General features: G+C 38.7%; 22 protein-coding genes and 1 tRNA gene. 13 read left to right on the forward strand and 10 right to left on the reverse strand.

Annotated elements, in window-relative coordinates:
- Window positions 1-113 precede the first annotated feature (113 nt).
- Window positions 114-1,571 (forward strand): glycoside hydrolase family 13 protein, encoded by a 1,458-nt coding sequence (locus tag MIC7126_RS0102110; RefSeq protein WP_017651467.1) that lies wholly within the window; start codon window positions 114-116, stop codon window positions 1,569-1,571.
- 12 nt (window positions 1,572-1,583) lie between these two features.
- Here the strand turns inward: MIC7126_RS0102110 and MIC7126_RS31100 are convergent, their stop codons facing one another.
- Both MIC7126_RS31100 and MIC7126_RS0102120 read right to left on the reverse strand, forming a co-directional pair.
- A complete protein-coding gene (locus tag MIC7126_RS31100; protein ID WP_154655808.1) occupies window positions 1,584-1,796 on the reverse strand; it encodes a hypothetical protein in 213 nt (70 codons plus the stop codon).
- A 13-nt stretch (window positions 1,797-1,809) separates the two neighbouring features.
- Entirely contained in the window at window positions 1,810-2,235 is a 426-nt protein-coding gene (locus MIC7126_RS0102120; protein WP_017651469.1) for a fasciclin domain-containing protein, read from the reverse strand.
- A gap of 166 nt (window positions 2,236-2,401) precedes the next feature.
- Here MIC7126_RS0102120 and MIC7126_RS0102125 point away from each other — a divergent pair, with 166 nt between their 5' ends.
- From MIC7126_RS0102125 to MIC7126_RS0102140, 4 genes are all read left to right on the forward strand, one after another.
- Entirely contained in the window at window positions 2,402-2,638 is a 237-nt protein-coding gene (locus MIC7126_RS0102125) for a DNA-directed RNA polymerase subunit omega (RefSeq protein ID WP_026099968.1), read from the forward strand.
- Between the two features lie 150 nt (window positions 2,639-2,788).
- Window positions 2,789-3,274, forward strand: a complete 486-nt coding sequence (locus tag MIC7126_RS0102130; RefSeq protein ID WP_085987009.1) for a hypothetical protein — start codon at window positions 2,789-2,791, stop codon at window positions 3,272-3,274.
- Between the two features lie 15 nt (window positions 3,275-3,289).
- A complete protein-coding gene (locus MIC7126_RS0102135) occupies window positions 3,290-3,655 on the forward strand; it encodes a DUF1818 family protein (RefSeq protein WP_017651472.1) in 366 nt (121 codons plus the stop codon).
- A 58-nt stretch (window positions 3,656-3,713) separates the two neighbouring features.
- Window positions 3,714-3,787: transfer RNA gene (locus tag MIC7126_RS0102140), tRNA-Pro, on the forward strand.
- Between the two features lie 496 nt (window positions 3,788-4,283).
- Here MIC7126_RS0102140 and MIC7126_RS0102145 read toward each other — a convergent pair.
- Both MIC7126_RS0102145 and MIC7126_RS0102150 read right to left on the reverse strand, forming a co-directional pair.
- Window positions 4,284-4,619, reverse strand: coding sequence for a hypothetical protein (locus MIC7126_RS0102145; RefSeq protein WP_017651473.1), 336 nt, complete (start codon window positions 4,617-4,619; stop codon window positions 4,284-4,286).
- Between the two features lie 178 nt (window positions 4,620-4,797).
- Window positions 4,798-5,199 (reverse strand): fasciclin domain-containing protein, encoded by a 402-nt coding sequence (locus tag MIC7126_RS0102150; RefSeq protein ID WP_017651474.1) that lies wholly within the window; start codon window positions 5,197-5,199, stop codon window positions 4,798-4,800.
- A 123-nt stretch (window positions 5,200-5,322) separates the two neighbouring features.
- Here MIC7126_RS0102150 and MIC7126_RS0102155 point away from each other — a divergent pair, with 123 nt between their 5' ends.
- Window positions 5,323-6,255, forward strand: coding sequence for a putative 2-dehydropantoate 2-reductase (locus MIC7126_RS0102155; RefSeq protein ID WP_017651475.1), 933 nt, complete (start codon window positions 5,323-5,325; stop codon window positions 6,253-6,255).
- Window positions 6,256-6,289: 34 nt separating this feature from the next.
- Here the strand turns inward: MIC7126_RS0102155 and MIC7126_RS0102160 are convergent, their stop codons facing one another.
- Together MIC7126_RS0102160 and MIC7126_RS0102165 are read right to left on the reverse strand one after the other, a co-directional pair.
- A complete protein-coding gene (locus MIC7126_RS0102160; RefSeq protein WP_017651476.1) occupies window positions 6,290-6,517 on the reverse strand; it encodes a hypothetical protein in 228 nt (75 codons plus the stop codon).
- An 11-nt stretch (window positions 6,518-6,528) separates the two neighbouring features.
- Window positions 6,529-6,780 carry a hypothetical protein gene (locus tag MIC7126_RS0102165; protein WP_154655809.1) on the reverse strand — a complete coding sequence of 84 codons (252 nt, stop codon included), beginning with the start codon at window positions 6,778-6,780 and terminating at the stop codon, window positions 6,529-6,531.
- Between the two features lie 313 nt (window positions 6,781-7,093).
- Between MIC7126_RS0102165 and MIC7126_RS0102170 the strand changes: the two genes are divergently transcribed.
- On the forward strand, window positions 7,094-9,433 hold the full coding sequence (locus MIC7126_RS0102170; protein WP_017651478.1) for a helix-turn-helix domain-containing protein: 2,340 nt from the start codon (window positions 7,094-7,096) through the stop codon (window positions 9,431-9,433).
- A 37-nt stretch (window positions 9,434-9,470) separates the two neighbouring features.
- Here the strand turns inward: MIC7126_RS0102170 and MIC7126_RS0102175 are convergent, their stop codons facing one another.
- The 3 genes from MIC7126_RS0102175 to MIC7126_RS0102185 form a co-directional block, all read right to left on the reverse strand.
- Window positions 9,471-10,178 carry a hypothetical protein gene (locus MIC7126_RS0102175; RefSeq protein ID WP_017651479.1) on the reverse strand — a complete coding sequence of 236 codons (708 nt, stop codon included), beginning with the start codon at window positions 10,176-10,178 and terminating at the stop codon, window positions 9,471-9,473.
- A gap of 23 nt (window positions 10,179-10,201) precedes the next feature.
- The gene (locus tag MIC7126_RS0102180; protein ID WP_017651480.1) at window positions 10,202-10,909 is read right to left on the reverse strand and encodes a hypothetical protein; all 708 of its coding nucleotides are present in this window, start codon (window positions 10,907-10,909) and stop codon (window positions 10,202-10,204) included.
- A gap of 106 nt (window positions 10,910-11,015) precedes the next feature.
- Entirely contained in the window at window positions 11,016-12,560 is a 1,545-nt protein-coding gene (locus MIC7126_RS0102185; RefSeq protein WP_017651481.1) for a hypothetical protein, read from the reverse strand.
- A gap of 696 nt (window positions 12,561-13,256) precedes the next feature.
- Between MIC7126_RS0102185 and MIC7126_RS0102190 the strand changes: the two genes are divergently transcribed.
- From MIC7126_RS0102190 to MIC7126_RS0102205, 4 genes are all read left to right on the forward strand, one after another.
- Window positions 13,257-13,901, forward strand: coding sequence for a hypothetical protein (locus MIC7126_RS0102190; RefSeq protein ID WP_238553593.1), 645 nt, complete (start codon window positions 13,257-13,259; stop codon window positions 13,899-13,901).
- Between the two features lie 4 nt (window positions 13,902-13,905).
- The gene (locus MIC7126_RS0102195) at window positions 13,906-16,017 is read left to right on the forward strand and encodes an OmpA family protein (RefSeq protein ID WP_017651483.1); all 2,112 of its coding nucleotides are present in this window, start codon (window positions 13,906-13,908) and stop codon (window positions 16,015-16,017) included.
- A gap of 66 nt (window positions 16,018-16,083) precedes the next feature.
- Window positions 16,084-16,608: a Rab family GTPase gene (locus MIC7126_RS0102200; protein ID WP_017651484.1), complete on the forward strand. Its 525-nt coding sequence runs from the start codon at window positions 16,084-16,086 to the stop codon at window positions 16,606-16,608.
- Between the two features lie 46 nt (window positions 16,609-16,654).
- Window positions 16,655-19,066, forward strand: coding sequence for an ATP-binding protein (locus MIC7126_RS0102205; protein ID WP_017651485.1), 2,412 nt, complete (start codon window positions 16,655-16,657; stop codon window positions 19,064-19,066).
- A 24-nt stretch (window positions 19,067-19,090) separates the two neighbouring features.
- Here MIC7126_RS0102205 and MIC7126_RS0102210 read toward each other — a convergent pair whose 3' ends face one another.
- Window positions 19,091-21,841, reverse strand: coding sequence for a response regulator (locus MIC7126_RS0102210; protein WP_017651486.1), 2,751 nt, complete (start codon window positions 21,839-21,841; stop codon window positions 19,091-19,093).
- Between the two features lie 224 nt (window positions 21,842-22,065).
- On the opposite strand from MIC7126_RS0102210, the gene MIC7126_RS0102215 reads away from it, so the two are divergent.
- Both MIC7126_RS0102215 and MIC7126_RS0102220 read left to right on the forward strand, forming a co-directional pair.
- Window positions 22,066-22,449, forward strand: a complete 384-nt coding sequence (locus MIC7126_RS0102215) for a hypothetical protein (RefSeq protein ID WP_017651487.1) — start codon at window positions 22,066-22,068, stop codon at window positions 22,447-22,449.
- 203 nt (window positions 22,450-22,652) lie between these two features.
- Entirely contained in the window at window positions 22,653-22,838 is a 186-nt protein-coding gene (locus MIC7126_RS0102220) for a hypothetical protein (protein ID WP_017651488.1), read from the forward strand.
- Window positions 22,839-22,949: the final 111 nt, after the last annotated feature.

A 22,949-nucleotide genomic window follows, 5' to 3' on the forward strand; every position in this document is an offset into this window, starting at 1 on the left:
CCATCAATACCTAAACTCCAATGCTCCTAAATAACTCGTTTTCTATCCCCAGCCAGAGCCATAAAGAAGCTAAAATTTGCAACGATCGCACCTGAAGACATTAAGTATCATTCATGCAAATTCAAACACCAGATTGGGTTAAACACGCGGTTTTCTACCAAATTTTCCCAGACCGCTTTGCTCAAAGTAAACAATCGCGCAAACGGCTATTACACCAAGCTCGGTGGGAAGATTGGGAAGCTATGCCCACACTCCAAGGTTACAAAGGCGGCGATTTGTGGGGCATTCTCGAAGGATTAGACTACATAGAAAAGCTGGGAATTAATGCTATTTACTTCACCCCCATTTTTCAATCAGCGAGCAATCACCGCTATCACACCCATGATTATTATCAGGTTGACCCGCTACTTGGTGGTAATGAAGCTTTTAAAGAATTACTAGAAGCCGCCCACAAACGAAATATTAAAGTCGTGCTGGATGGCGTATTTAATCATGCGAGTAGAGGTTTTTTCTTCTTCCATGACGTGTTAGAAAATGGCCCCTATTCACCTTGGGTAAATTGGTTCAAAATCACAGATTGGCCTCTAGCTCCCTATACTGGGGAATTACCAGCCAACTATGAAGGTTGGGCAGGCAATCGTGCCCTACCAGTATTTAACCACGACAACCCAGAAGTCAAAGAATACATCATGGAAATTGCCGAATATTGGCTTAAATTCGGCATCGACGGTTGGCGGTTAGATGTGCCATTCGAGGTGAAAACACCGGGTTTTTGGCAAGAATTTCGCCAACGAGTCAAAGCCATTAACCCCGAAGCTTATATTGTGGGCGAAGTTTGGGGAGATTCTCGCCAGTGGTTGGATGGAACCCAATTTGACGGCGTGATGAATTATCTGTTTGCTGGGCCGACAATTGCTTTTGCAGCTGGCGATCGCGTAGTCTTAGACCAAGTACAAAGCCGTGATTATCAACCATACCCACCCTTATTTGCGGCTGAGTACGCTGCCAAAATTCAAGAAGTATTGCAACTATATCCTTGGGAAATACAACTCACTCAATTAAACTTACTAGCCAGTCATGATACAGCTAGATTACTGACCATTGCAGGTGGTGATAAACCCAGCATCGAACTCGCAACCTTACTATTACTCACCTTTCCCGGTGCTCCCAGCATCTACTATGGTGATGAAGTCGGCTTACCCGGTGGTATAGATCCAGACTCGCGCCGTGGCTTCCCCTTAGAGGCTAACTGGGATCAGGAAATCTTCACCACTCACCGCCAATTAATTAATCTGCGTCAAACTCACCCCGCTTTACGCGTAGGTGATTATCAAGTCCTCTTTGCTCAAGGAGCACTTTATATCTTTGCGCGCACTTTAGCAACAGAGGAATTAATCATTGCGGTCAATGTAGGGACAGCACCAGCCAAAGCGAATGTAGATTTAGCAAATCTGCGTACTCAACCCCAGCAACTTTTATATGGCAATGCTGAATTAGAGTTGGAAGCAGACACTAAGCAATTAACCTTAACTCTCCCTCCCCGCACAGGTTGCATTCTCGGAGTCAGTTAAGCTTGTACATCTTTATAGCAGGAGGGGTGTGAGTGTGGGGGGATGGGGTGATGGGGAGGTGGGGAGTGTGGGGAGTGTGGGGAGATGGGGAGATGGGGAGTGTGGGGAGTGTGGGGAGTGTGGGGAGTGTGGGGAGATGAAATAAAAAACGAATTTATGCTTACGCTTGTGATCTTCTCCGTCTTCCCAAGCTTCCCACACCTCCCACACTCCCCACCACCCCATCTCCCCACCTCCCCTAACCCCTACCCCCAGCAACCATCGCAGGCATCAAAACCTCATCAATCACGTGAATTACCCCGTTATCTGTCAAAATATCGGTGGTAACGACATGAGCATCATTCACCTTAATTCCACCATCAACTGACTCAATAGCGATAACAGACCCTTCCATAGTCTGCGCCTCATCAATCTGCTTTAAATCATCAGACCTGACATCCCCAAAAGCTACATGATATGCGACAATCTTCTTCAGTTTAGAAATATCCTCCAGTAGCGCATCTAAACTTCCCTCTGGCAATTTCGCAAAAGCTTCATCAGTAGGTGCAAAAAGTGTAAATTGACCAGGACTCTTGAGAGTTTCCAATAGTTGCACAGCTTCAGCAGCTTTGAGCAACGTGTTAAAATTTCCCGCATTGACGGCAGTTTCCACAAGATCAGGCATAAGGTTGAGTAAATTTATTGACTTAGTGTTACAACACACTTATAAAATGTGAAAAACTTGTTAACCTCTATCAAGAGAATGGTTAAAACCAACTGAGCAAGTGAGCACAAAGCCGTAAATTGACCAGTACTGTTAAACTGGGGAATGACCTCAAGAACCACTAACTATGCTAAAGCGTTCTAAGTTCGAGACAACTCAGTCTCAAATCATGCACCGTGCTGAGGATTTAATTGGCGCAGCTTCCAATCGCTACCGCATTACGGTTCAAGTAGCAAATCGAGCCAAGCGTCGGCGCTATGAAGACTTTGAGAGCGCAGAAGATGCCATGATGAAACCAGTACTCAGGGCAATTATTGAGATGTCTGATGAATTAACACAGCCAGAAATTATCGGCGAAATGTAACCTAAATTCCTGAGATGAGAGTGTTGATGCACTTTCATCTCAGAATACTTATTTATGGCACACCACACACCTTCCCCTCAGTCAATCTTCCCACGGACAGCGTTCAAGTTGCACTCAGTGTTGCTGATCGTCTTGACTGCAGCAGTCATCATGATTTTAGGTCTAGAACCAAACAGGCTGAGTATCCCGCCCGCAGTAGCTCAACGCATCAGCCCCAGCGATGTTTGGCGACAAGTGTATCAGCAATTGCCCGACTTTCCTCAAGAAAATCAATACATTAGCAAAGAAACAGGGAAAGTTGCCGAAAATAACACCTTGGCAAGTCGCCTGATCCGCTACCATATCTATGTCAAAGAGCGGACACCAAACTATCGCCTAGATTGGAAACTCACCTTGGCTGATTATTTAGGTGCAAACGAAATTATTTACGATGTTAGTTATCCAGGGAATGATACATTAAAACAGAATCCTTTGGAAGGCGATCGCGCTGCCATTAGCCGCCTCAACCGTCGCCAACGTCAAGCTTTAGTCCAAATCCTCACCAACATCTTTAGTCCCAACCCCTCCACATCACCAATCCCTAACACCACCAACCCACAACCACCCAAAACAGGTGGTGCTGAACTACTCAAATAACTCTGCTTTTCAACAATGGAACGTCTAGTTAAAACCGGGCCCGGTTGGCGTCTCGGTTGGAACCCCAACGCACCAGAATTTAAAGGACTAGTGGGCACAGACGATTGGGCGGTAGAATTAACGGAGGCTGAACTAGACGAATTTTGTCGCCTGTTAACTCAACTCGCCAGCACCATCAAGCAATTAGCAAGCGAATTGATGGCAGAAGAAAAAATTGCTTGCGAAGTTGAAAGCGATTTATTATGGATGGAGGTAGAAGGTTATGCCCACGCCTACAGTCTGCGCTTTATCCTCAATACAGGGCGCTCAACGGAAGGTAGATGGCATCCTGAAGCTGTAGAGGGTTTGCTACAAGCCGCAGCGACACTCAAAGTTTTTTGAAAACAGCTTGTGATTTTGCTTGTAGTTGTGTTATACTTGCCAAGGTGACTTAAATTGACGGGGCGTAGCGCAGCTTGGTAGCGCGCCACTTTGGGGTAGTGGAGGTCGTGGGTTCGAATCCCGCCGCTCCGATTGATAGCAAAACATAATTTTGTAGTTCCTTAAAAACTCCTCAGACTCGCTCCGGGGAGTTTTAAATTTGTGTGTCACGAGTTTCATAAAAAAAGTCCGCGTTTGCGGACTGTGGACATTGGATAAGGTTAAGTTGTCACCAAGAGCGCCTACAAGTTGTTAGATGCTGTGTTTATTGTTGAAGAATAGACTGGAAAAATCAAGTCACAAAAATGATTTGTCTAGACATAAAAAGAGGAATTCAGTCTAAATTAATTTCTCATTTGCGCCGGAAATAATATGTTAAATTTACAAATCCCCGATTTCTTTGAGAAGTCGGGGATCTATGATCTAAACTATGCTGAATAAAGGCTAACAAAGATTTTCAGCTTAACTGAAAAGTATTGATTTCGGGACTACTTTCGCTAACTTATTTAGACATAATTGAGGAAATTCTGTCAGAGAGATTGTCAATTTCCAAAAATTATGAGACAGCAATATACACCGCTGTTTGTGATTAGATATGCTTGGAGAAGCTGAGGGTGTGAGTGTAGCGTCTTTGCCAGATAATAGCTGCCAAATTAGTTAACCAACAGCTAATAGCAAGTGATAGCAGGATATAAGTAGGAGCCATCACCACACCAATCATGAACCAAGTATATACATGCATTACCATCACTAAAGCCAAAATACTGGCAATAGCTGCAGTTTGCCAAATTTGATGCGTTGGGCTGCGTCGCACAGTTAAAATAATTGTTAACAATGTGGTGAGTAAGTTGGCTGGTACCAGGAATGCACAAATACTCACGCAGTTGGCGCGAGAGAACTCAGTTAGGGTGTTGAAATCAAGCATCAATGTTTGGGGATAATTTGCGTCTGTTATATCAAACTTAATATATTTTCAAATAACAAGACTGACCTTAGCACACACATTCAGTAACCAAATTAAATGTGTAACATAAATTAAAGTGATTCTCTCAGATGGAAAATCACTCATACTGCTAGAGTGGGTGTACCCCACTCCAGCCAAATTAACCCATCAAAATTACTGTATCAATTACATGAATCACACCATTATCAGCTATGATATCCGCTGCTAAGACAGTGGCATTTTTGACTTCAAAGCCATCAGCGCAATCAATTTTAATGGGTGAACCTTCAACTGAAATTACAGTACCAAGTTTGGCTAAATCAGCCTGTAACAGTCTTCCTGGGACTACATGATATGTTAAAATTCTCGTTAATTGAGGAATATTTTGCACTAGAGTTTGAATAGTTCCTGGCGGTAACTTAGCAAAAGCATCGTCATTGGGTGCAAAAACAGTGAAAGGGCCAGGGCTTTTTAATGTCTCTACTAAACCAGCCGCTTGTACAGCTGTCACCAGAGTTTTGAAAGAGTCAGCACTAACGGCAATATCCACAATATCAGCCATATATTTCACCTAATATCACTGTCAAAGATTTTAAAGGATAGTTAAGCAGTTTTAATTTTTATTAAACAAATTCAAATTCATATAGCTTTATGATCATCATAAATAAATTCTCTCTTAAAGCAGATGTCCGAGCGTAGGTACGCAATTATAGGAACAGGTGCATTAGGCGGGTTTTATGGCGCCAAATTGCAGAGGGCTGGTCTTGATGTGCATTTTTTACTGAACACTGATTATGAACATGTCAGTAAATCTGGTTTAGTCATCGAGTCTAAAGACGGTGACTTCAGGCTTCCCCAAGTGAACGCCTACGGTGATGCGAATAAAATGCCACGATGTGATGTGGTGGTTGTGGCTTTGAAGACGACGCAAAACCATTTATTACCACAGATGTTACCTCCTGTGGTTAAGGATGGTGGGGTGGTATTGGTGTTGCAAAATGGATTGGATGTAGAAGAGGAAATTGCACAAATAGTCCGCAATGTCAATATTATCGGGGGATTGTGCTTTCTATGCTCGAATAAAATAGCGCCGGGAAAAATTCACCACCTCGCTTATGGACAAATTACGTTGGGAGAGTATCTCCCTGACTACAATCCAGCGGGTATGACAAACACGATGCGGCAAATTGCTGATGATTTTGAAAGGGCTGGTATTGCGATAGAATTGGCGAAAGACTTGCTATTGGCGCGATGGAAAAAACTTGTGTGGAATATTCCCTACAATGGGCTGTCTGTGATTCTCAACGCGCAAACTGATGAATTAATGGCAGATTTTTACACTCGCAACTTAGTTGAGCAGTTGATGTATGAAGTGATTATTGGGGCTGAAAGTTGCGGAAGGGTAATTCCTGATAGTTTCATTTCGAGGATGCTCGAATATACAGTGAAAATGGAGCCTTATCGCACCAGCATGAAAATTGATTATGATGAACGCCGTCCTTTGGAGGTAGAAACAATTTTTGGTAATCCATTACGGAGAGCGCAAGCGGTAGGTGTGAATTTACCCCAAATTAACTGTATATATCAGCAGTTGAAGTTTTTAGATCACAGAAGATAACTTAGAACAATCAGCTTCTGACTCTTGGTTTTTTTTAGCGCCAAGACTCCACAATCACAGCGGTGGTGATTAAACACAAGAGAATAAGTCCTAGAGGAACTAACAGATTTTGCAGTAGATATATCAGGGCTGGGAGCATATTTGCAATTCCTAAGCCACTTGATAAAGCATAAGCGATCGCTAAACCAAAAAGCATCCACAGAAAATATTTCATTGACTTAAAAGCCAATCGCAAAAGGGGAGTATATTGGTGAGTAGTCATGGTTTTTTGTGTTATTTAATAGCTGAATAAGTAGCAGAGTTAGGTTTTAGTTGTGGTGGTTTTTGTTTCGGTGGAGTTAATACTTGGAAAAAAAGTAATAAACCCAACATCACTAACAAAATCGTAGCTAGACTAAAAGGGCGATCAATTTGTCTATCTACGCCACATTTGAGACAAACATATCGATTGGGATTGCGGGTATCTTGAACAAAAGGACAATGATTGAGATTGCAGTCATAATTGCAGTCATGCTTTAACATCATTTAACCTCCTGTAGTGTTTCGCAAAATACAGTGAATTAATTCATGTTGCGTGCTACCAAGGAATCATTTTTATGTATGTTTACTCTAGAGAACAAGTCAATCAAAAACGCCGATTCCATCTTTCCTCAACCACAATTTTTAGCTATTTAACTAAACTTGACCTGTCTTGATTACAAGCATAATACAGTTGAAAGTGTTTTGCAGTAGGAAAAAGTAAATAGCCTACGGTAGGAAAAAGTAGTTTGTAGTATGGTAAAGAGGGAGTACTAAAAGACAGCTATAATTAACAGTAAAAGATACATACAGTTAACAGATGGGTGCCGCAGAAGCCTTGGAGTATGTTGACAAATTAGTTTTTCTGAAGACAGGAGAACATTTAGACAAGGTTAAAACAATAATTTTTTGTAAATTCTGGGAAGATGAAAAGCAAACTTACGATGGGATTGCTAAAGATTTTGGTTACTCAGGCGCACATCTGAAGTCAGTAGGGGCTGATTTGTGGGGTCTACTGACGGAGGTGTTGGGGGAGAAGGAGAAAGTCAACAAATTAAACTTTCAAATGGTGGTACTAGGATATTGGAAAGCCGAACAGACACAAACCACTCTACCACCACCCAATCCCCCTAGCGAGCACGCACCACCAGAGAACTCAGATTTTAACTTTGTGGGACGCGATCGCGCAATAGCCGAGATGCAAACCCTGGTCAGTGATGGCGCTAAAGTCATTCTCATCCAAGGAAAGGGTGGTGTGGGGAAAACAACTTTGGCCCGTAAATATTTTAAAACCCAAGGGTTTGATTTTTTAGACCTATGGATGCCGCAGGAAAAAGAAAATATCGTTCCTGCGGAAAGTGTGGTCGAGGAATGGTTGCGGGGAGACTTTCACGAAGAACCGGGGAGAGAATTTGGAATCAATCTCAAGCGATTACAGCGGAAGTTACGGGACGGAACCAAAAAAATTGGGGTGTTGATTGATCGTTTGGAATCTGCGCTTGATAAAAATGGGCGGATTATCGGCTCTTGTCGCTCTTATGTAGAGTTGTTGAGAGTCCTCTGTGATCCTGCAGTGCAATCAGTTACACTCATTACCAGTCGGGAGCGTCTCCATGAAGCCGGCGTTGATGACAGTTTCTATCTTCTTGAGGGTTTGGATGAATCTGCTTGGAGACAATTTTTTACCAGTCGCCACATTCATGCTCAGACAAATGCTTTAGATGAAATGCATAAAGCCTTTGGCGGTAACGCTATGGCGATGCAAATTATTAGCGGTGTAATTAAAAAAGAGTTTGCGGGGAATGCAGATATTTATTGGCGAGAAAACAGGGATGATTTATTAATTGAAAGACCACTGAGTAATTTAATTGCTGGTCAATTTGACCGTTTAGAACTATTAGATAATGATGCCTATCGGCTGCTATGTCGTTTGGGATGTTATCGTTATCAAGAAATGACTCATGTAAGCTTTCAAGGATTGCAATGCTTGTTGTGGGACGTAACAGAACAGCAAGCACGGAGAGTAATTAAATCTTTATCTGAACGCTGTTTGGTAGAATGTCGCAAGGATAAATATTGGTTGCATCCAGTGATTTGTGCAGAAGCGATCGCCCGTTTGGGACAAAACGGTGAATGGCAAGTTGCTAACCGCAAAGCAGCAGAATACTGGACTAATAGTGTGACTAAAGTTGAAAGTTCTCAAAATGCTTTAATGGCGTTACAAGCCTACCATCATTATATAGAAATTGGTGATTTTGAAGAAGCTGCTAATGTCATTATCAGTGGTCGAGATAATAAATGGGATCAAAAATTACCCTTGGGTGTATTGTTTAACAGATTTGGTTTATTGGAAAAACTAATTTCGATAATTAAACCTTTAATAAATCAACTCAAATCTGAATATCATTTGAGTACACTACGTACTATGCTGGGAAGGGCATATCACCAAACAGGTAATTTGAGTTTAGCGATTAGCTCTCACCAAAATTCCCAATCAATTGCTGACCAACAGGAAATTTTTCAAGAGAGAATATCGAGCAGATTTAATTTAGGTCTTTGTTATATAGACTTGTGGGAAATTGAGCAAGCAAAAGAGATTTTTGAATTAGTGAACAACTTAGCACAAACAGACGAAAACTATTACCAATATGTGGTTTATAGTCAGTGTTGCTTGGCTTATATCAATTCGTCTATGGGCATGATGACAGATGCGATCGCTATCCAGCAAGAAGCAGAAAAAGGATTTTCTCACAAAAAATTAACTTCTTGGGGCGCAGGAACTAGCTTATTATTTAGTAGTCATACTTATAAAAATTTAGGTCATATAGAAACTGCACTGGAGATTTGTCATCAAGCGATCGCTCATTGTGAAAATAATCAGTTTACCTCTTTAAAAGCCAGAGCAGTATCCTGTCTAGCCTCCCTATACCGTGAACAAGGAAACTTTGATTTAGCTCTAGAGAAGCATTCTGAAGCAATTAAAAGTATGGATAAGCTTTCTGATAAATGCAGTTTAGCTAAAGCGTACTATCAACTAGCTTTAACTTATCAAAAAATGGGCAAAGTTATCGAGAGTCAAAAAAGTTTTCATGATTCTATTCAGCTTTTTTATGAAATGCAAGCACCCAGACAAGTGGAGAAAGTGAAAGCAGCAATGTGATATGAATAGAGACGTAAAATTTTACGTCTGTGTGCTGTTAACGGAAACCCAAAATTTCTGAAATCGCCGTCACAATATCAAGATAAAAGTTACCTGTTACCGCTCGAAATAACTCAAATTTAGAATTAGGAGCGCCAAAAAATGGTCTTAAAAACCATCCTAATTGCATTCCTACAAAAGCGTACAGGAATAACCAGGATCTTAAAATTGTCGTGCGGGTTTTTTTACCAACTTCTTCTTCTTCAGAAAGTAATTGCATTCCTTCATAAAGAAACTTGACCCCAAATATCCCTGTGATTGCAAATATCACGACATTTAACAGCTTAAAAAATTGATAGGAATCAGGGGTTGTGATGGTAAAAAAGAGTGTGACTGGCGCCAAACTGAATAACAGTACACTAATTACAGAGACAGATGTTAGCAGCACCACAAAATGTTGCTGAAAGCTGCTACGGGAACCAAACAAAATATTAAAAAAGAACAGAGTTGGGAAACAAATAATCAATGTTAACAAATAAAAAGCTGGAAGCTTGATTGCACTAGATAAAGCTTGTGCAAAACTATGGGAAGCGCCAATAATTGCACCATAAATCGCAAAGAACAGAGAACTGGAAACAAACAAGGCGCTGATTTTGCTTTCTAATCGGACTTGCTGGCGAATTTCTTCTAGAAAACTTTGGCGATCGCGCAGTAAACTGATCAAAACATTAAATTGTTTGATTTTGTAACTTTTTTTCTCAAGCATAACTTTTCCTCTGATCTATGGAATTAAGAACGAAAGCCTAACATGTAACCAATAGCTTGAATTACGCTGAGGTAAAAATTGCCTTCTCGCTCACGGAATAATTGAAAAATTGAATTTGGTGTACCAAAAAATGGTCTGAGTGTCCATCCTAACTGACTACCAACAAAAGCATAGAGAAATAACCAAAATTGTAAAATTTTTTGACGTGTTTGTTTACCTTCATCATCTTGTTCTAACACCACATTTGTTGCATTATAGAGAGAAGAAATACCAATAAATCCAGTGGCTGAGAAAATAATTACATTTAATATAATTAAAAACTGGTAATTATTGGTTGTGAGTAAAAAAAACAGGGTTATAGGTGCAAAACTAAATAGCAGCACACTAGTGATTGAAACTGCTGTCAACACTAAAACCATATGTTGAGCAAAAGAGCGCCTGGATCCGAAAATGATATTAGAAAAATACAATGCAGGTAGACAAATCAGCAGCGTAATTAAATAGAGCGCTGGTAGTTTGACTGCAGAAGATAACGCCTGCATCCAGCTATGATATGCACCAATAATTCCGCCGTAAATAGCTAGAAATAGAGAACTGCAGACTAACAGAGAAATGATTTTACTAGGTAATCTTACACCTTGACTAATTTCTTCTAAAAATACTGGGCGATCGCGCAATAGTCCAGTTAACACAGCAAAGTATTTTATACCTGCAGATTGCTTTTCAATCATGTTATTTATCCTCACAACTATTGTCTGCTAAAAACGTTTGTAGTCAGGGTTTTAGTTCTGATTTTGAGGACTAAAGTCCTGACTACAAACGAAATTTATGCTCAGATTATTCCTCAATGTAATCGCTACCAGAGCCATATTTCCAAGCATCAACTAAGCGGTGCCAATAATATTGTTGTTCAATTCCTTGATACTTAACCAATCTTTCTAACATTGGACTCACCCGAAATAAGGCAGTGTAAACACCTAAATTTGCGTAATGCACCACCCAATCTAACAAACTTGCTAAACCAACTTGGGTAATAATTTTAGCGATTAATTCTGGATGGGTTAAACCAGTTTTTAAAAGCGTTTTTGTCAGGGCGGAAAACTGCACGACATCTTGTAGAAATGGCTTGAGAACAGGATTACCCAGTTGCTGCATTTCCTGAAATACTGCTGTTAGCAGTTGATTAATTTGCTCAGGAGCAATTTGTTGATTAACACCAACACTCATAGCTTTTTGAAATAACCAAGTCACCGTTAAACTTGGTTGATAAGGTTGTAGTAGCGATAGGGCTGTTGTTGATAATTGATCGGTTTGTAATGCTTCATGGATACCAAATGTTAACCGCTTGAGGTGACGCACCATTGCACCAAACCCACCAAAACTTAAAGGCGATTGACTCCCGCTGCTATCTCCAGTAGGGAGGAGGCGATTCCAAGGTGTTTTTAGTGGACTTTGGCGATAAGTAGGAAAGAAGCCAAACAGCGCCCTTTGAAACTGCAACTGACTCAATTTTATACCCTGATATGCTGGTAAGAGGCGGAGATATTCCGCAAACAAAGCTTCTAAATTCAGGCGTTGTGGATGAGCATCCATGTAAGTGAACAGGTAAGTGGTTCTACCATCCCTAGCGGGGAAAGCTTCCCAAAAGTACTGACATTGATTTTCCAAGGGTGTGAAAGATAATAACAAGTCGCCTGAGGGATTTTCCGGAAAACCTTGAGCACAACTTCCCACAACTAAACAAAGTGCGTCTGGTTTTGCTCCTTGGCGTGCTTGTTGAGTGATGGGAGAAAAATGTCCCATTGCATCGATTAACAACCGAGCTTTAAATTGCTGATTAACTATCACCCCATTGGGATGAATTACGGCTTCATTAAAAGGTGTATTTTCACACAAATTACCGCCTACAGCAAGAAATTTTGTTTTCAATGTAGCTAACAAATAAACTGGATCAATGCCAATATTCAAGACATTTTCTACCCAAATTTCTTTACCACCTAGAAAGCTAACACGGGCTGGGTTATATTCAGTAGCGATCGCTTTTTCTAATTCTTCTTCTGTTAGCAACTCCAATTCCACAAACACCGCTAACTCTTTGCGAGAGATATTCCATTCTTGCTCTCTCCCCTGCAAAATCCCTCGCTCCAACAACGCCACGCGCACACCTTTCACCGCCAAAGCACAACCAATTAAAATTCCTAAAGTCCCACCGCAAATAATCACATCCCAGTCTAAATTATCTAAAGGCTGCTGATTTTCCTTGACTACGGTAGGGATGGGTGCGGTGTTTTCTCTCACAGACGCGAGGAGACTATCTGTGCGACGCAACCCTCCTAAAACATCACCGGGTAGTTGGGAGAGAATTTCTTCAGTTAAAGACATTTTGCACAAACTCAACTCTACATTCTCAAACTACCTGAGAATGGGCATTGCATAACAATTTTAAAGTTAACAAGATTACAGCAATAATTTAGAAAAAAATAGCTAGGGAACTGCGGCCCCAGCTACATGACTAAGCAGAGAGTTAGGTTTGAAACTGATAAACAAACAGTGTTTTCCTCGTCTATCTCCGGTGTGAGATATCACATCTTAATTGATAAAAATCAATTTAAACAGGCGATGGTTTTGCTGCTATTATCGAAGTATATAAAGGCAAATGTGAAAAACTTGTGACAACAGCAGCAACAACCAGAAACGCTATATTTGCATACACATAATCTTTGTTGAATAAATTCTCATCTAAAAAAATAAAATCTCCGACTTCAGGAAGAACTCGGAGATGCTTAGTTGTTTAGTAGATATTAGAAAACTGACACAACAAATAAATATAAGTGATGGATTGTGACAAACTTGTGATAAATTGCAGACTGCTGACAAAAAAATTATTACTTGACAAAACTACACTCTGACTGAAGAGAATTTTGGAAAATCTGATAACAATGAGATAAACTTACGGAAGTTAGGTTAAGTAGGTTTGTAGCATCTGTGACTTAAAACCGTCAAGCCTCAACGCTGACAATACGAGTTACCTAAATTTTCTAGTCAACTTTACGGAGAGAGTTAATCGCTATGAGTCAAATGAGCAGAGAAGACGTACGCGAACGACTGGGTAATATTGATCAGATCCGCGATATTATCTTCGGAGCGCAAATCAGAGACTATGACAGTCGCTTCAGCAAAATGGAGTCAGACTTACATCTTTTTCAAAACGAGATGCGTACCCACATTGAACAACTGAAAAACCACTTTACAGCAGAATTGAAAGCAGCTGTTGAATCATTAGATAAAAAACACAAGTCATTGAGTCTGACAAACCAAGAAGAAACTGCAGATTTACGACAATTAGTAGACCGCTTGAATAAAAAATTTTCTGGTAGTGTTCACGCACTTGATGAATCACTAGATACACAAACTACTTCAATTCGAGAAGAACTGTCTCAAACAAAAGATTTACTTCAAGACGATATCTCAGCTTTGCGAGATTTAATTTTAGAAGAACTAGAAAGACGCTTCTCAGATTTGAAAGCCAACAAAGTTTCTCGTGACGACATGGCGGAAAGTTTGTTTGCTTTAGGAATGCGCTTAAAAGGAACAGAATTAATTCCTAAATTACAAGAAGCTGTGGAAGATAAAAGTGGATATACCTCAGTTCCTTTATTAGAGACTACGAAACTCACAAAGGTATTTACTCACTCTAACAATACTCTAGAATTACATTCTTAAACATATGACTCAGGTGGAAGATGCGGTTCCCGAAGATATTGATCTAAATCAAGAACAAGCTCTCCAGCTTGATAATTTCGTGAATTTGCTTGTAGAACTAAAAATTATCACCCCACCTGAGCAATGTTTGGCTCATTCAGCTTTAGAAACTACTGAAAATGAGGAACACATAACAGAATTAGAAATTCCAGAACAACATACCTATTCGCCTACCATTATCGAAGAAGAATCAATTCAATTTAATTCATATGAACCCACAGACGAAAATCAAGCATTAGCAAAATTGCAAGAACTTTTATTAGGAACTGAATTAATAGAGCTACATCAGATTACAAATAGTATTCAGCAAGATTTAAATAAACTAGAAATTCAGATTTATGAACCAACACAACTAATTAATTTATTGTTACCATCAATTTCTGAACTTTTAAGAATCAAAATTGCTGATTCCCAAGAGGAAATAGCACAGATAATTGTCCCCATCATAGAGCAAGCTATCCGTAGTCGCACTGAAGAAGATAAAGCTAGTATGGGTTCAGCTTTGGCGCCTGCTGTTCCTATTGCAATTTCCCAACAAATTCTCATCAGTCCAGAAGAAGTTTCTGACGCATTTGCTCCCACAATGGGACGAGCTATCAAGAAACAAATTGAAATTGAACAAGATATTATTGTGGATGCACTTTATCCGATTATTGGTAGCACAATTACCAAATATTTAGCAGAAACCATTCGTGCTATTAACCAACAAGTTGAAGAAACCTTGAGCGTTAAAGGGATAAAACGGAAAATTCGTGCCAAATTTCAAGGAATTTCTGAAGCAGAGCTAATACTTAAAGAAGCAATACCTTTTACGGTACAGGCTATTTTTTTAATTCATAAAGCATCAGGCTTAATCATTTCAGATATTCAACCGGCTAATGAAGAAAGGTTAGAATCAGAAATGATAGCAGGAATGCTCACAGCTATTCGTAGTTTCGCTAATGATTGTATCACCACTTCTGGTAGTGTTTCCGAATTAGATGCTATTGAATATGGTACATCCAAAATTATTTTAGAAGTAGCAGGGTATTGTTATTTAGCTATTGTTTCTCAAGGAGAGCCAAGCAAAAGTTTTATAAAAAAAATGCGGTGTGACCTTGGTAAAATAGTTAAAGACTACGGAAAGATAATCGAGCAATTTGACGGCAATCCTGATACAATTCCTAAGCAAATTCATACAACTTTAGCAGCCCTTCAAGATGATGAAAATCAGCATATAACTTCAAAAAATCGGCTTTCACCTCTACTAATACTGATATTTTCTTTCCTCAGCGCTATTTTGATTCCTTGGGGTATTTGGCAATATAATCTGGCAATAATTCGGTCTATTGAAAATGAAGTTTCTCTAGCTTTAGCTTCAACCCCTGAGTTAGCATTATATCGCTTAACAGTACAGGAAGAAAAGAGTAAGCTGAAATTAACTGGGCGAGTTCCTAATCAAGTTCTGCAAAAGCAAGCCGAAAAAGTTGCTAAATCAACTGCTCCCGCATGGTTAATTGACAACCAAATTCTTTCAGTTGAAGTTCCCACTGATTTAGTACTAGCTGCTGCGGAAGTCAAACGAGTCACTACAGTTTTAAATAAAATGGACGGTGTGAAAATTTCTACTCGATACAGTGCGAGTAAAGTTTTTGTTGATGGTAGTGTCAACCGCGTTAAAGATACACACATAATTCAATCTGCTTTGGAACAAATTCCCGGTGTGAAGTCAATATTTATTACAGTACAAATATCATTTGTAAACAATCGTATTAGATTTTATTTTGAACCTAATTCGGCTACTGTCAAACCCGTAGATTTAGAAGACAAAATTAAGCAAGTTAAATTACTTTTAGAACAGCATCCAATGCACCATGTAAAAATTGTAGGTTATAGCTATTCTCCCGCTAATACTGCTCAAGCACAACAGTTAGCACTGGCGCGAGCGCAAGCTGTACAACAAGCATTAATTGATCAAGGTGTAGAACAGTTTCGCTTAAAAGTATTTGGGTTAACAACTTTACCACCAGAAGTTGACGCTGCTCAACCAAATTGGTTAAACCGATGTGTTGTTCTAGAATTGGTGAGTTATCAGTAAGATAAATAATTATTTTTATTTTTTGAATTGTGCTCAATGAAAAATTACGCCTCTCACTAGTTAATTATGTCTATAATATCTAAAAAAATTTGTTTAATTGGTGATTTTGGTGTGGGTAAAACTAGCCTAATTCGCAGATTTGTAGAAGGTCAATTTAGTGACCAGTATCTTTCAACTGTGGGGGTAAAGATTTCTCGGAAATTGGTGAATGTTACCGACAATCTTAGCCCAGATAAGCAACAGTTACAGATGATTATCTGGGATATTGAAGGTAGTAATAGATTTAAAGCGATCGCTCCCAGTTATTTTCAAGGCGCAAAAGGCGCAGTAATCATCGGTGATATGACAGTTAAAGATACTCTCGATCATCTTTTAGGACATATCCAGAGTTTTTTAGCGGTTAGCCCTAAAAGTAATATTGTTATAGCATTAAATAAATCAGATTTAATTGAAAATGAATATTTAGAAAGTCTGCGACAATTTTATAAATTTAGCGAAATAGAGCCTGTCATAGCTACTTATATAACCTCGGCTAAAACGGGTGAGAATGTTGGGGAAATATTTGAAACTTTAGCCCAAAAACTTATTTAATTTGATTCGCTAGTTTTTAAACATACTGTATTATTGTGGGGTCTTGATGAATTCATTATTCACTAATTTATTATCACTACAAAGAATTGAATATTTGATTATTGATCAGGAATTAAATATCTTAGAAAAGTCACTAGGAGTAGAACGTTTAGATACCTGTGAGCAAGCGCACAAAGGTCAAGATATTCGATTAATTTTTCCTGAATTAACTGGACTAGAAGATATTTTTCAGGAAATTTTGCAGGGTAGGAGAAATAATTTTAAACTAAAAGGAATGATGCGTTCCGCTGTTAATAACAGCGATGCTCCTGTGTATATAGATATTTGTATTACTAATAATATACATAATAACTATCAAAGTCATGAATTAATGATTCTTATCGAAGATGTCACGAACAGAATGGTACTGGAACAGGCTTTAACTCAGGCTACAAATGAAGCCAACCTGTTATTAAATAAATTAAGTGCTACTAACCAATATGTTAATCAAATTATGGAGTCAATGGTTGATGTTTTAATGGTGACGACTTTATCAGGAAAAATAAAAAAACTTAATTTATCTGCCCAAGTTCTCTTAGAATATTCTGAAGCGGAACTGATTGGACAACCTATTTGTAAATTTATCACTGGAGTTGATAATTTAATCACAAAAACAGGCGAAATACAAAAGACTTCTCTTACTAATATTCATCAAGAATTAAACTCTCCTACTATTTCTGTTCCTTTAATCAAAGAGGCTGAAAGTGTTTGTCACACTCGGACAGGAAAAATCATTCCTGTGGCTTTTTCTTGTTCAATGGTACAGACTGAAGTTGAGCATTTCCAGGGTTATGTTTACATAATTCGAGACATAACTGAACGCAAGCAAGCAGAACTAGCGAAGCGGGAGTTTATAGCTATGATTAGCCATGAAATTCGCACTCCTATCACATCGGTCACTGGAATGGCGAGTTTATTACTCAATAGTGAATTGAGTATTCAACAACAGGATTTTGTGAAAACTATTTATAGTAGTAGTAATATTTTATTAAAAATCATCAATGATATTTTAGATTTTTCTAAAATTGACTCGGGAAAAATAGAAATAGAAACACAACCTTTTAATCTGATAATTTGTCTTCATGAAGCCATTAATCTACTTCTACCTAAAGCTAGAGAAAAAGGTTTAAAACTGACATTGTTAGAGTTGTCAGACCTTCCTGAGATGATTGTGGGAGACATTACTAGATTGCGCCAAGTTTTAGTAAATTTACTCAACAATGCTATTAAATTTACTGAAGTTGGCGATGTTGAGATTTCAGTAAAAGTATTTAAAAAACAAGAATTAAAAAATGCAGTAGAAATACAATTTGCTGTGAGAGATACAGGAATTGGAATTCCTAGCGATCGCTTTGAGCGTCTGTTTCTGGCTTTCAGTCAAGTCAATGCTTCCATCACCCGCCAGTACGGTGGTACTGGTCTAGGGCTGGCTGTTTGCAAACAGTTATGTGAGTTGATGGGTGGGCGAATTTGGGTAGAAAGTCAGGTAAATGTAGGTAGTAAATTTTACTTTACTATTGTGGCTCCTGTGTTTGATGAGCCGGGAGGAAATAACGCAGATATTGCCAATGATACCCAAATTAATACTCGAATGGCAAAGCAATTTCCTTTAAGGATACTGTTAGTAGAAGACCATATTATTAATCAGAGGATGATAGGATTAATGTTGCAAGGCATGGGCTATCAACCAGATATTGTCAATAACGGTTTAGAAGCACTTGCGGCGTTGCATCGTCAACTCTATGATGTGGTATTGATGGATATACAAATGCCGCAAATGGACGGTTTAACGGCTACACAGCATATATATCAAGAGTGGACAAAGGAAACTCGCCCGTGGATTATTGCTCTTACAGCTAGTGCAATGCGGGAAGTAGAGCTTGAGAAACAAAGATATTTATCATTAGGTATTAATGATTATCTCACTAAACCTATTCGCATTCAAGAATTGATGACAGCGCTAAAAAAATGTCAGCCACTAGTTGATAGTTTTAAAAATCAGGATATGCAAACAAAAGAAATAGAAGAGCAAGACACAATTAAACATCCTGTTGACTACGCTGCTTTAGACGAAATTTTGCAAATGGCAAGTTTTAATCCAGCAATAAATGCACGGGAATTTATTTTAGAAACTATTGACTATTATCTCGCAGAAACCCCAAAAATTTTACAAGATATCCATACCTATTTAGAGCAAAAAAAATATGCGAATTTGCGTCGTTGTGTGCATACACTTGCTTCTACCAGCGCTACTTTGGGTGCTGGGGATTTAGCAATTTTATGTAGGGAATTGGAAGCAATATTAATTCAAGAAAATTTTCATGATGTAGCAAATTTAATTGAGAAAATGCAAACAGAATATCACAGAGTACAAATTGCTTTACAACAGGAGCAAAAGAAATACAGCTATCCTCTGTGATCAGAATTGATAAAGGTAATGAGTTTATTCTAAAATTTGACAAAGACGGTTCATAAGTGCGGGAATATTACAAGGTATATTCACATAATCATAGCAACCTAAACTTAAAGCTTTTTCCACTTCGTTTAAATTACTCGATAACCACAAAACTTTAGAGCGTTGAGTTATTTTGTCACGTTTAAATTGTTTAAGAATTTCCAGTCCTTTTGGTTCTAGTAAATCATCTGCTAGTAAAATAATGCGACTATGCAAGGTAGAATTACTTCCTTTCAATATCTCTAAAGCAGTTTTACCATCTTGTAACCAGTGTGTATGATAACCGCGTGTTGTCATCGCCTGCAAAATTAGCTTTGCAAAAGCAGAATCTTGGTGTATCAAGATGACATCCATCAGGGAGAAAGGTTGAGATTGCAGAGGTCGCCAATTTGCTGGTAAAATGCGATCGCCACCACTTTCTCTAGCTTTTTCTAATACTAATCCAGCCGTTTGATAAAGAGTTTGAATGCTGGTTCCGTCTAGGGGATATTGACTGACTCCAGCGCTAAAGGTGATTGTAATTGCTTCTGAATCGGATGTTTGCAATTTGGTTTGGCGCAATTGTTCCAGTACCTGTGCTAACCATTCCACGCTGTTACACCGTCTCATTCCATACATTCCCACAATAAACTCGGCGCTATCCCAACGAGAGATAATATCTTCACTCCGCAGTTCCTGGCGTAATAAATACGTCAACCGACGCAGCATTTGTTCCCCTAGTTGATGTCCATAGTTGCGGTTAATCTGAGTTAAATTATCTAATGTGAGCACAGCTAAACAAAAAGGTTGTTGATATTGCTTGGCTATATGTAAAAACTTACTTAAATCTTGACTAGAACGGTGGCGATTAGGTAAACCCGTTAGTAAATCAATTTCTGCTTGTTCCCGCAACAACCGAGTGCGTTCCAAACGGTTAAAAATCCGGGTAATTAACTCTGGGGCTACAATTGGTTTACTAACATAATCATCACCACCAGCAGCAAATATTTTTTGAATAGTTTCTGTATCTCGTTGTCCAGTAAGAAATACAATTGGTAGCCACGCCCAACGCGAATCATTACGTAAAGTTTGACATAGTTCAATACCATCAATATCCGGCATTTGTACATCCAGGATGAGCAAATCTGGTGTCAATTGTACCAATTCATCCCAAAAATTTTTAGGGTGACGGAGAGTAGTAATTTGTAGTCCCCAAGGTGTTAATAATGTTTGTAAAAAACGTAAGGTCATCCAATCATCATCTACAACTAAAACCTTTGCTTCTGTCGGGAGTGAATGAGGTTTTAGTGCTTGAGTGATAGCTGCTAAAATTTGCTCTGAGGCGATAGGTTTGCGAAGAAAGCTTTTAATTTTATAGCGATTAATTGCTAGTTTTTTTTGTGTTTGTTCACCGTTATGAAAGACTATTACTGGGATAGGAGGCATTTGTTTTGACAATTCGTCTAGGAGAATTAATGCTTCTTCTTGAGTATTTTCATTAACTAAATCTAGTAACACTATGTCTGGAGGAACTCGCCGAATAGCGGCTAAAGCTAACTGGGGATGAGGTGCGATCGCTGTTTGTATTCCCCTCATATTAGCTGCAACAACTAAACTGTCAACCAGCTCTTGATCTTGATCTACAATTAACAATCTAGTCTGGACTATATCTGGCTCATTTTTATGATTAACGCTATCGTCGATTGTTTCTTTGGCTATTTCTTGTGGAGTTACACATTCAACCAGTAAACGTATTTTTTTTACTTCCTCTGTTAAAAAATCTTGCTGTTTTTGTGTTAAATTTTCTGGTTTTTGTAACAGTATTTCTATCTCTCTAGCAGTCTCAGTAGATGCAAATAATCCCATTATTCCTAAAGAACTAATTAATTTGTGCGATTCTTGTTTAGCTGTTTCCCATGCATGAACATTCAAAAAACTATATTTTATGTTTTCAATACATTGTTCTAGAATGAAAATCTGGTCAAGTACTTTTAGTTTCGTTTCTTCTGAGATATTTGTATTCATCTCCTGATAGCTTTGTGAACGGTAAGAATGAGATATCACCTCTTTTTGTTTCACCTTTTGTAAAGCTGGGTTAAGACGATAACCTAAGCCATAAACAGTTTCAATTAAATCATCTGCGCTCACAGTTTTTAGTTTTTGTCTGAGCCTTTTAATTAGTGCTCTTACAGTATCAGGTGTGGGTGGTTCATCCTCTAAAGACCACAACTGATTGAGAATGCTACTTTGACTGTGAGTTTTTTCTGTATGTCTCATGAACAATTCTAATAAAGCATATTCTTTAGCAGTGAGATGCAAAACCACACCACTATAAGTCACCTCACATTGACTAGGATCTAATCGCAAATTTCCCCATTCTAAGGTAGGTGATCCAGTTGTCGTCTTGCGACGTAGTAAGGCGCGAATCCTGGCTTCTAATTCTGGTAATGGTATCGGTTTAACGACATAATCATCTGCACCAGCATCCAGACCAAGAATCTTATCGTCAGTCGTACCTCTACCAGTTAAAAGCAGTACTAGCAGTTGCAAGCCTTTAGCCCGTAATCGCCGACAGAAACTTATTCCATCTAGTTTTGGCAACATCACATCTAACACAATTAAATCATAGCTAGCTGCTTCTAAAAAACTCCAACCTTCCTCACCATCTTTAGCAACATCTACGGTATAACGTTGCTCAGTCAAATTTGCTTTGAGCAAATGAGAAAACAATTCATCGTCGTCTATAAGCAAAATTCTCATGACTGAAATTAGTGAATATTTCTGAAATAGTATCATTTAATTTTCAGCAAATTATAAAATTTACCTCTCAATAAAAATAGAGATTTTTGTCACAAGTTTGTCACATTTATTTTTTTATAATGCACTCTGGAAAAGTTTTAACAAAAAAGCATATCCTTTGTTTAATAAATATTGAAATTTACAAATTAAGGTAATTTGTTTGATAGCACCAAAAATAAAAATAAATGGAATATTTAAAATTAACTCGTGAATTAAAAATTCAAAGTACATCCCTTGATGTCAAAAAATTTGCTGATTGCCCATCTGACGTGCTTCTGGGTCAAGATGTCAGACTCGGATTTCCTGAAGTAATTGGCATTGAAGATATTTTGATCGATATCCTAGAAAATCGCCGACAGCAGTTTGATTTAGAAGGGATTGTCAGGATTTTACCAGGTAATAAACCTTTATACTTTGATTTATGTATCAGAATGTTTAGTAATCAGTTATTTTTATTTTTTGAAGAAGTGACTATGCAGATGCTTTGGCAACAAACTTTATTAGAACAAACTCACGAAAATAGTTTATTTTTGTTGCGCTTAAATGCTTTTCAAAATCAAGGTGACTGAGGAGGTTCGTAAACAGTTTCTTTGGGTCAATCGATGCAATCCTTTTATCCCAAGGGAGGCTTCGCCGTGAGCGTCAGCCGAACGGTTAAAATCTCACCCACAAGGGGGGCTTATTTTCCCTGTTCCCTCTTCCCTTTCATTGCTTCGTCTGGATGCGGCGGCAGAGACTGTAACAATAATGATATGCATTACAGGAAAATCTGATGAACCGCTCGAAAATAGTTGCTATTGTTACGGGTGCGATTTCGATCCTCTTGGCGATCGCTTACTTAATCATTGTCCAAATCCTCGACTACCGAGATATGAAACCCGCCCCCATCACCCTACTCGACTCACCACCAGCGATCACTGTTTTGAGTCCATATCTTGACAAAACTACCAAAGTGTAGATTTCATTCTACTGGTTTCCGGGGACGCATATAACTGCGTCTCTTGTCATTTATGTCAATTACTTAAAACCAATGGTTACTATTTGTTAACCCCTGGGTTAATGTATAGAT

It is taken from the genome of Fortiea contorta PCC 7126, assembly GCF_000332295.1.
Lineage (GTDB): Bacteria > Cyanobacteriota > Cyanobacteriia > Cyanobacteriales > Nostocaceae > Fortiea > Fortiea contorta.

Coding starts and splice junctions, on each gene's coding strand:
- MIC7126_RS0102110 (WP_017651467.1), top strand. CDS start 114: ATGCAAATTCAAACACCAGATTGGGTTAAACACGCGGTTTTCTACCAA.
- MIC7126_RS31100 (WP_154655808.1), bottom strand. CDS start 1,796: ATGGGGTGGTGGGGAGTGTGGGAGGTGTGGGAAGCTTGGGAAGACGGA.
- MIC7126_RS0102120 (WP_017651469.1), bottom strand. CDS start 2,235: ATGCCTGATCTTGTGGAAACTGCCGTCAATGCGGGAAATTTTAACACG.
- MIC7126_RS0102125 (WP_026099968.1), top strand. CDS start 2,402: ATGCTAAAGCGTTCTAAGTTCGAGACAACTCAGTCTCAAATCATGCAC.
- MIC7126_RS0102130 (WP_085987009.1), top strand. CDS start 2,789: ATGATTTTAGGTCTAGAACCAAACAGGCTGAGTATCCCGCCCGCAGTA.
- MIC7126_RS0102135 (WP_017651472.1), top strand. CDS start 3,290: ATGGAACGTCTAGTTAAAACCGGGCCCGGTTGGCGTCTCGGTTGGAAC.
- MIC7126_RS0102145 (WP_017651473.1), bottom strand. CDS start 4,619: ATGCTTGATTTCAACACCCTAACTGAGTTCTCTCGCGCCAACTGCGTG.
- MIC7126_RS0102150 (WP_017651474.1), bottom strand. CDS start 5,199: ATGGCTGATATTGTGGATATTGCCGTTAGTGCTGACTCTTTCAAAACT.
- MIC7126_RS0102155 (WP_017651475.1), top strand. CDS start 5,323: ATGTCCGAGCGTAGGTACGCAATTATAGGAACAGGTGCATTAGGCGGG.
- MIC7126_RS0102160 (WP_017651476.1), bottom strand. CDS start 6,517: ATGACTACTCACCAATATACTCCCCTTTTGCGATTGGCTTTTAAGTCA.
- MIC7126_RS0102165 (WP_154655809.1), bottom strand. CDS start 6,780: ATGATGTTAAAGCATGACTGCAATTATGACTGCAATCTCAATCATTGT.
- MIC7126_RS0102170 (WP_017651478.1), top strand. CDS start 7,094: ATGGGTGCCGCAGAAGCCTTGGAGTATGTTGACAAATTAGTTTTTCTG.
- MIC7126_RS0102175 (WP_017651479.1), bottom strand. CDS start 10,178: ATGCTTGAGAAAAAAAGTTACAAAATCAAACAATTTAATGTTTTGATC.
- MIC7126_RS0102180 (WP_017651480.1), bottom strand. CDS start 10,909: ATGATTGAAAAGCAATCTGCAGGTATAAAATACTTTGCTGTGTTAACT.
- MIC7126_RS0102185 (WP_017651481.1), bottom strand. CDS start 12,560: ATGTCTTTAACTGAAGAAATTCTCTCCCAACTACCCGGTGATGTTTTA.
- MIC7126_RS0102190 (WP_238553593.1), top strand. CDS start 13,257: ATGAGCAGAGAAGACGTACGCGAACGACTGGGTAATATTGATCAGATC.
- MIC7126_RS0102195 (WP_017651483.1), top strand. CDS start 13,906: ATGACTCAGGTGGAAGATGCGGTTCCCGAAGATATTGATCTAAATCAA.
- MIC7126_RS0102200 (WP_017651484.1), top strand. CDS start 16,084: ATGTCTATAATATCTAAAAAAATTTGTTTAATTGGTGATTTTGGTGTG.
- MIC7126_RS0102205 (WP_017651485.1), top strand. CDS start 16,655: ATGAATTCATTATTCACTAATTTATTATCACTACAAAGAATTGAATAT.
- MIC7126_RS0102210 (WP_017651486.1), bottom strand. CDS start 21,841: ATGAGAATTTTGCTTATAGACGACGATGAATTGTTTTCTCATTTGCTC.
- MIC7126_RS0102215 (WP_017651487.1), top strand. CDS start 22,066: ATGGAATATTTAAAATTAACTCGTGAATTAAAAATTCAAAGTACATCC.
- MIC7126_RS0102220 (WP_017651488.1), top strand. CDS start 22,653: ATGAACCGCTCGAAAATAGTTGCTATTGTTACGGGTGCGATTTCGATC.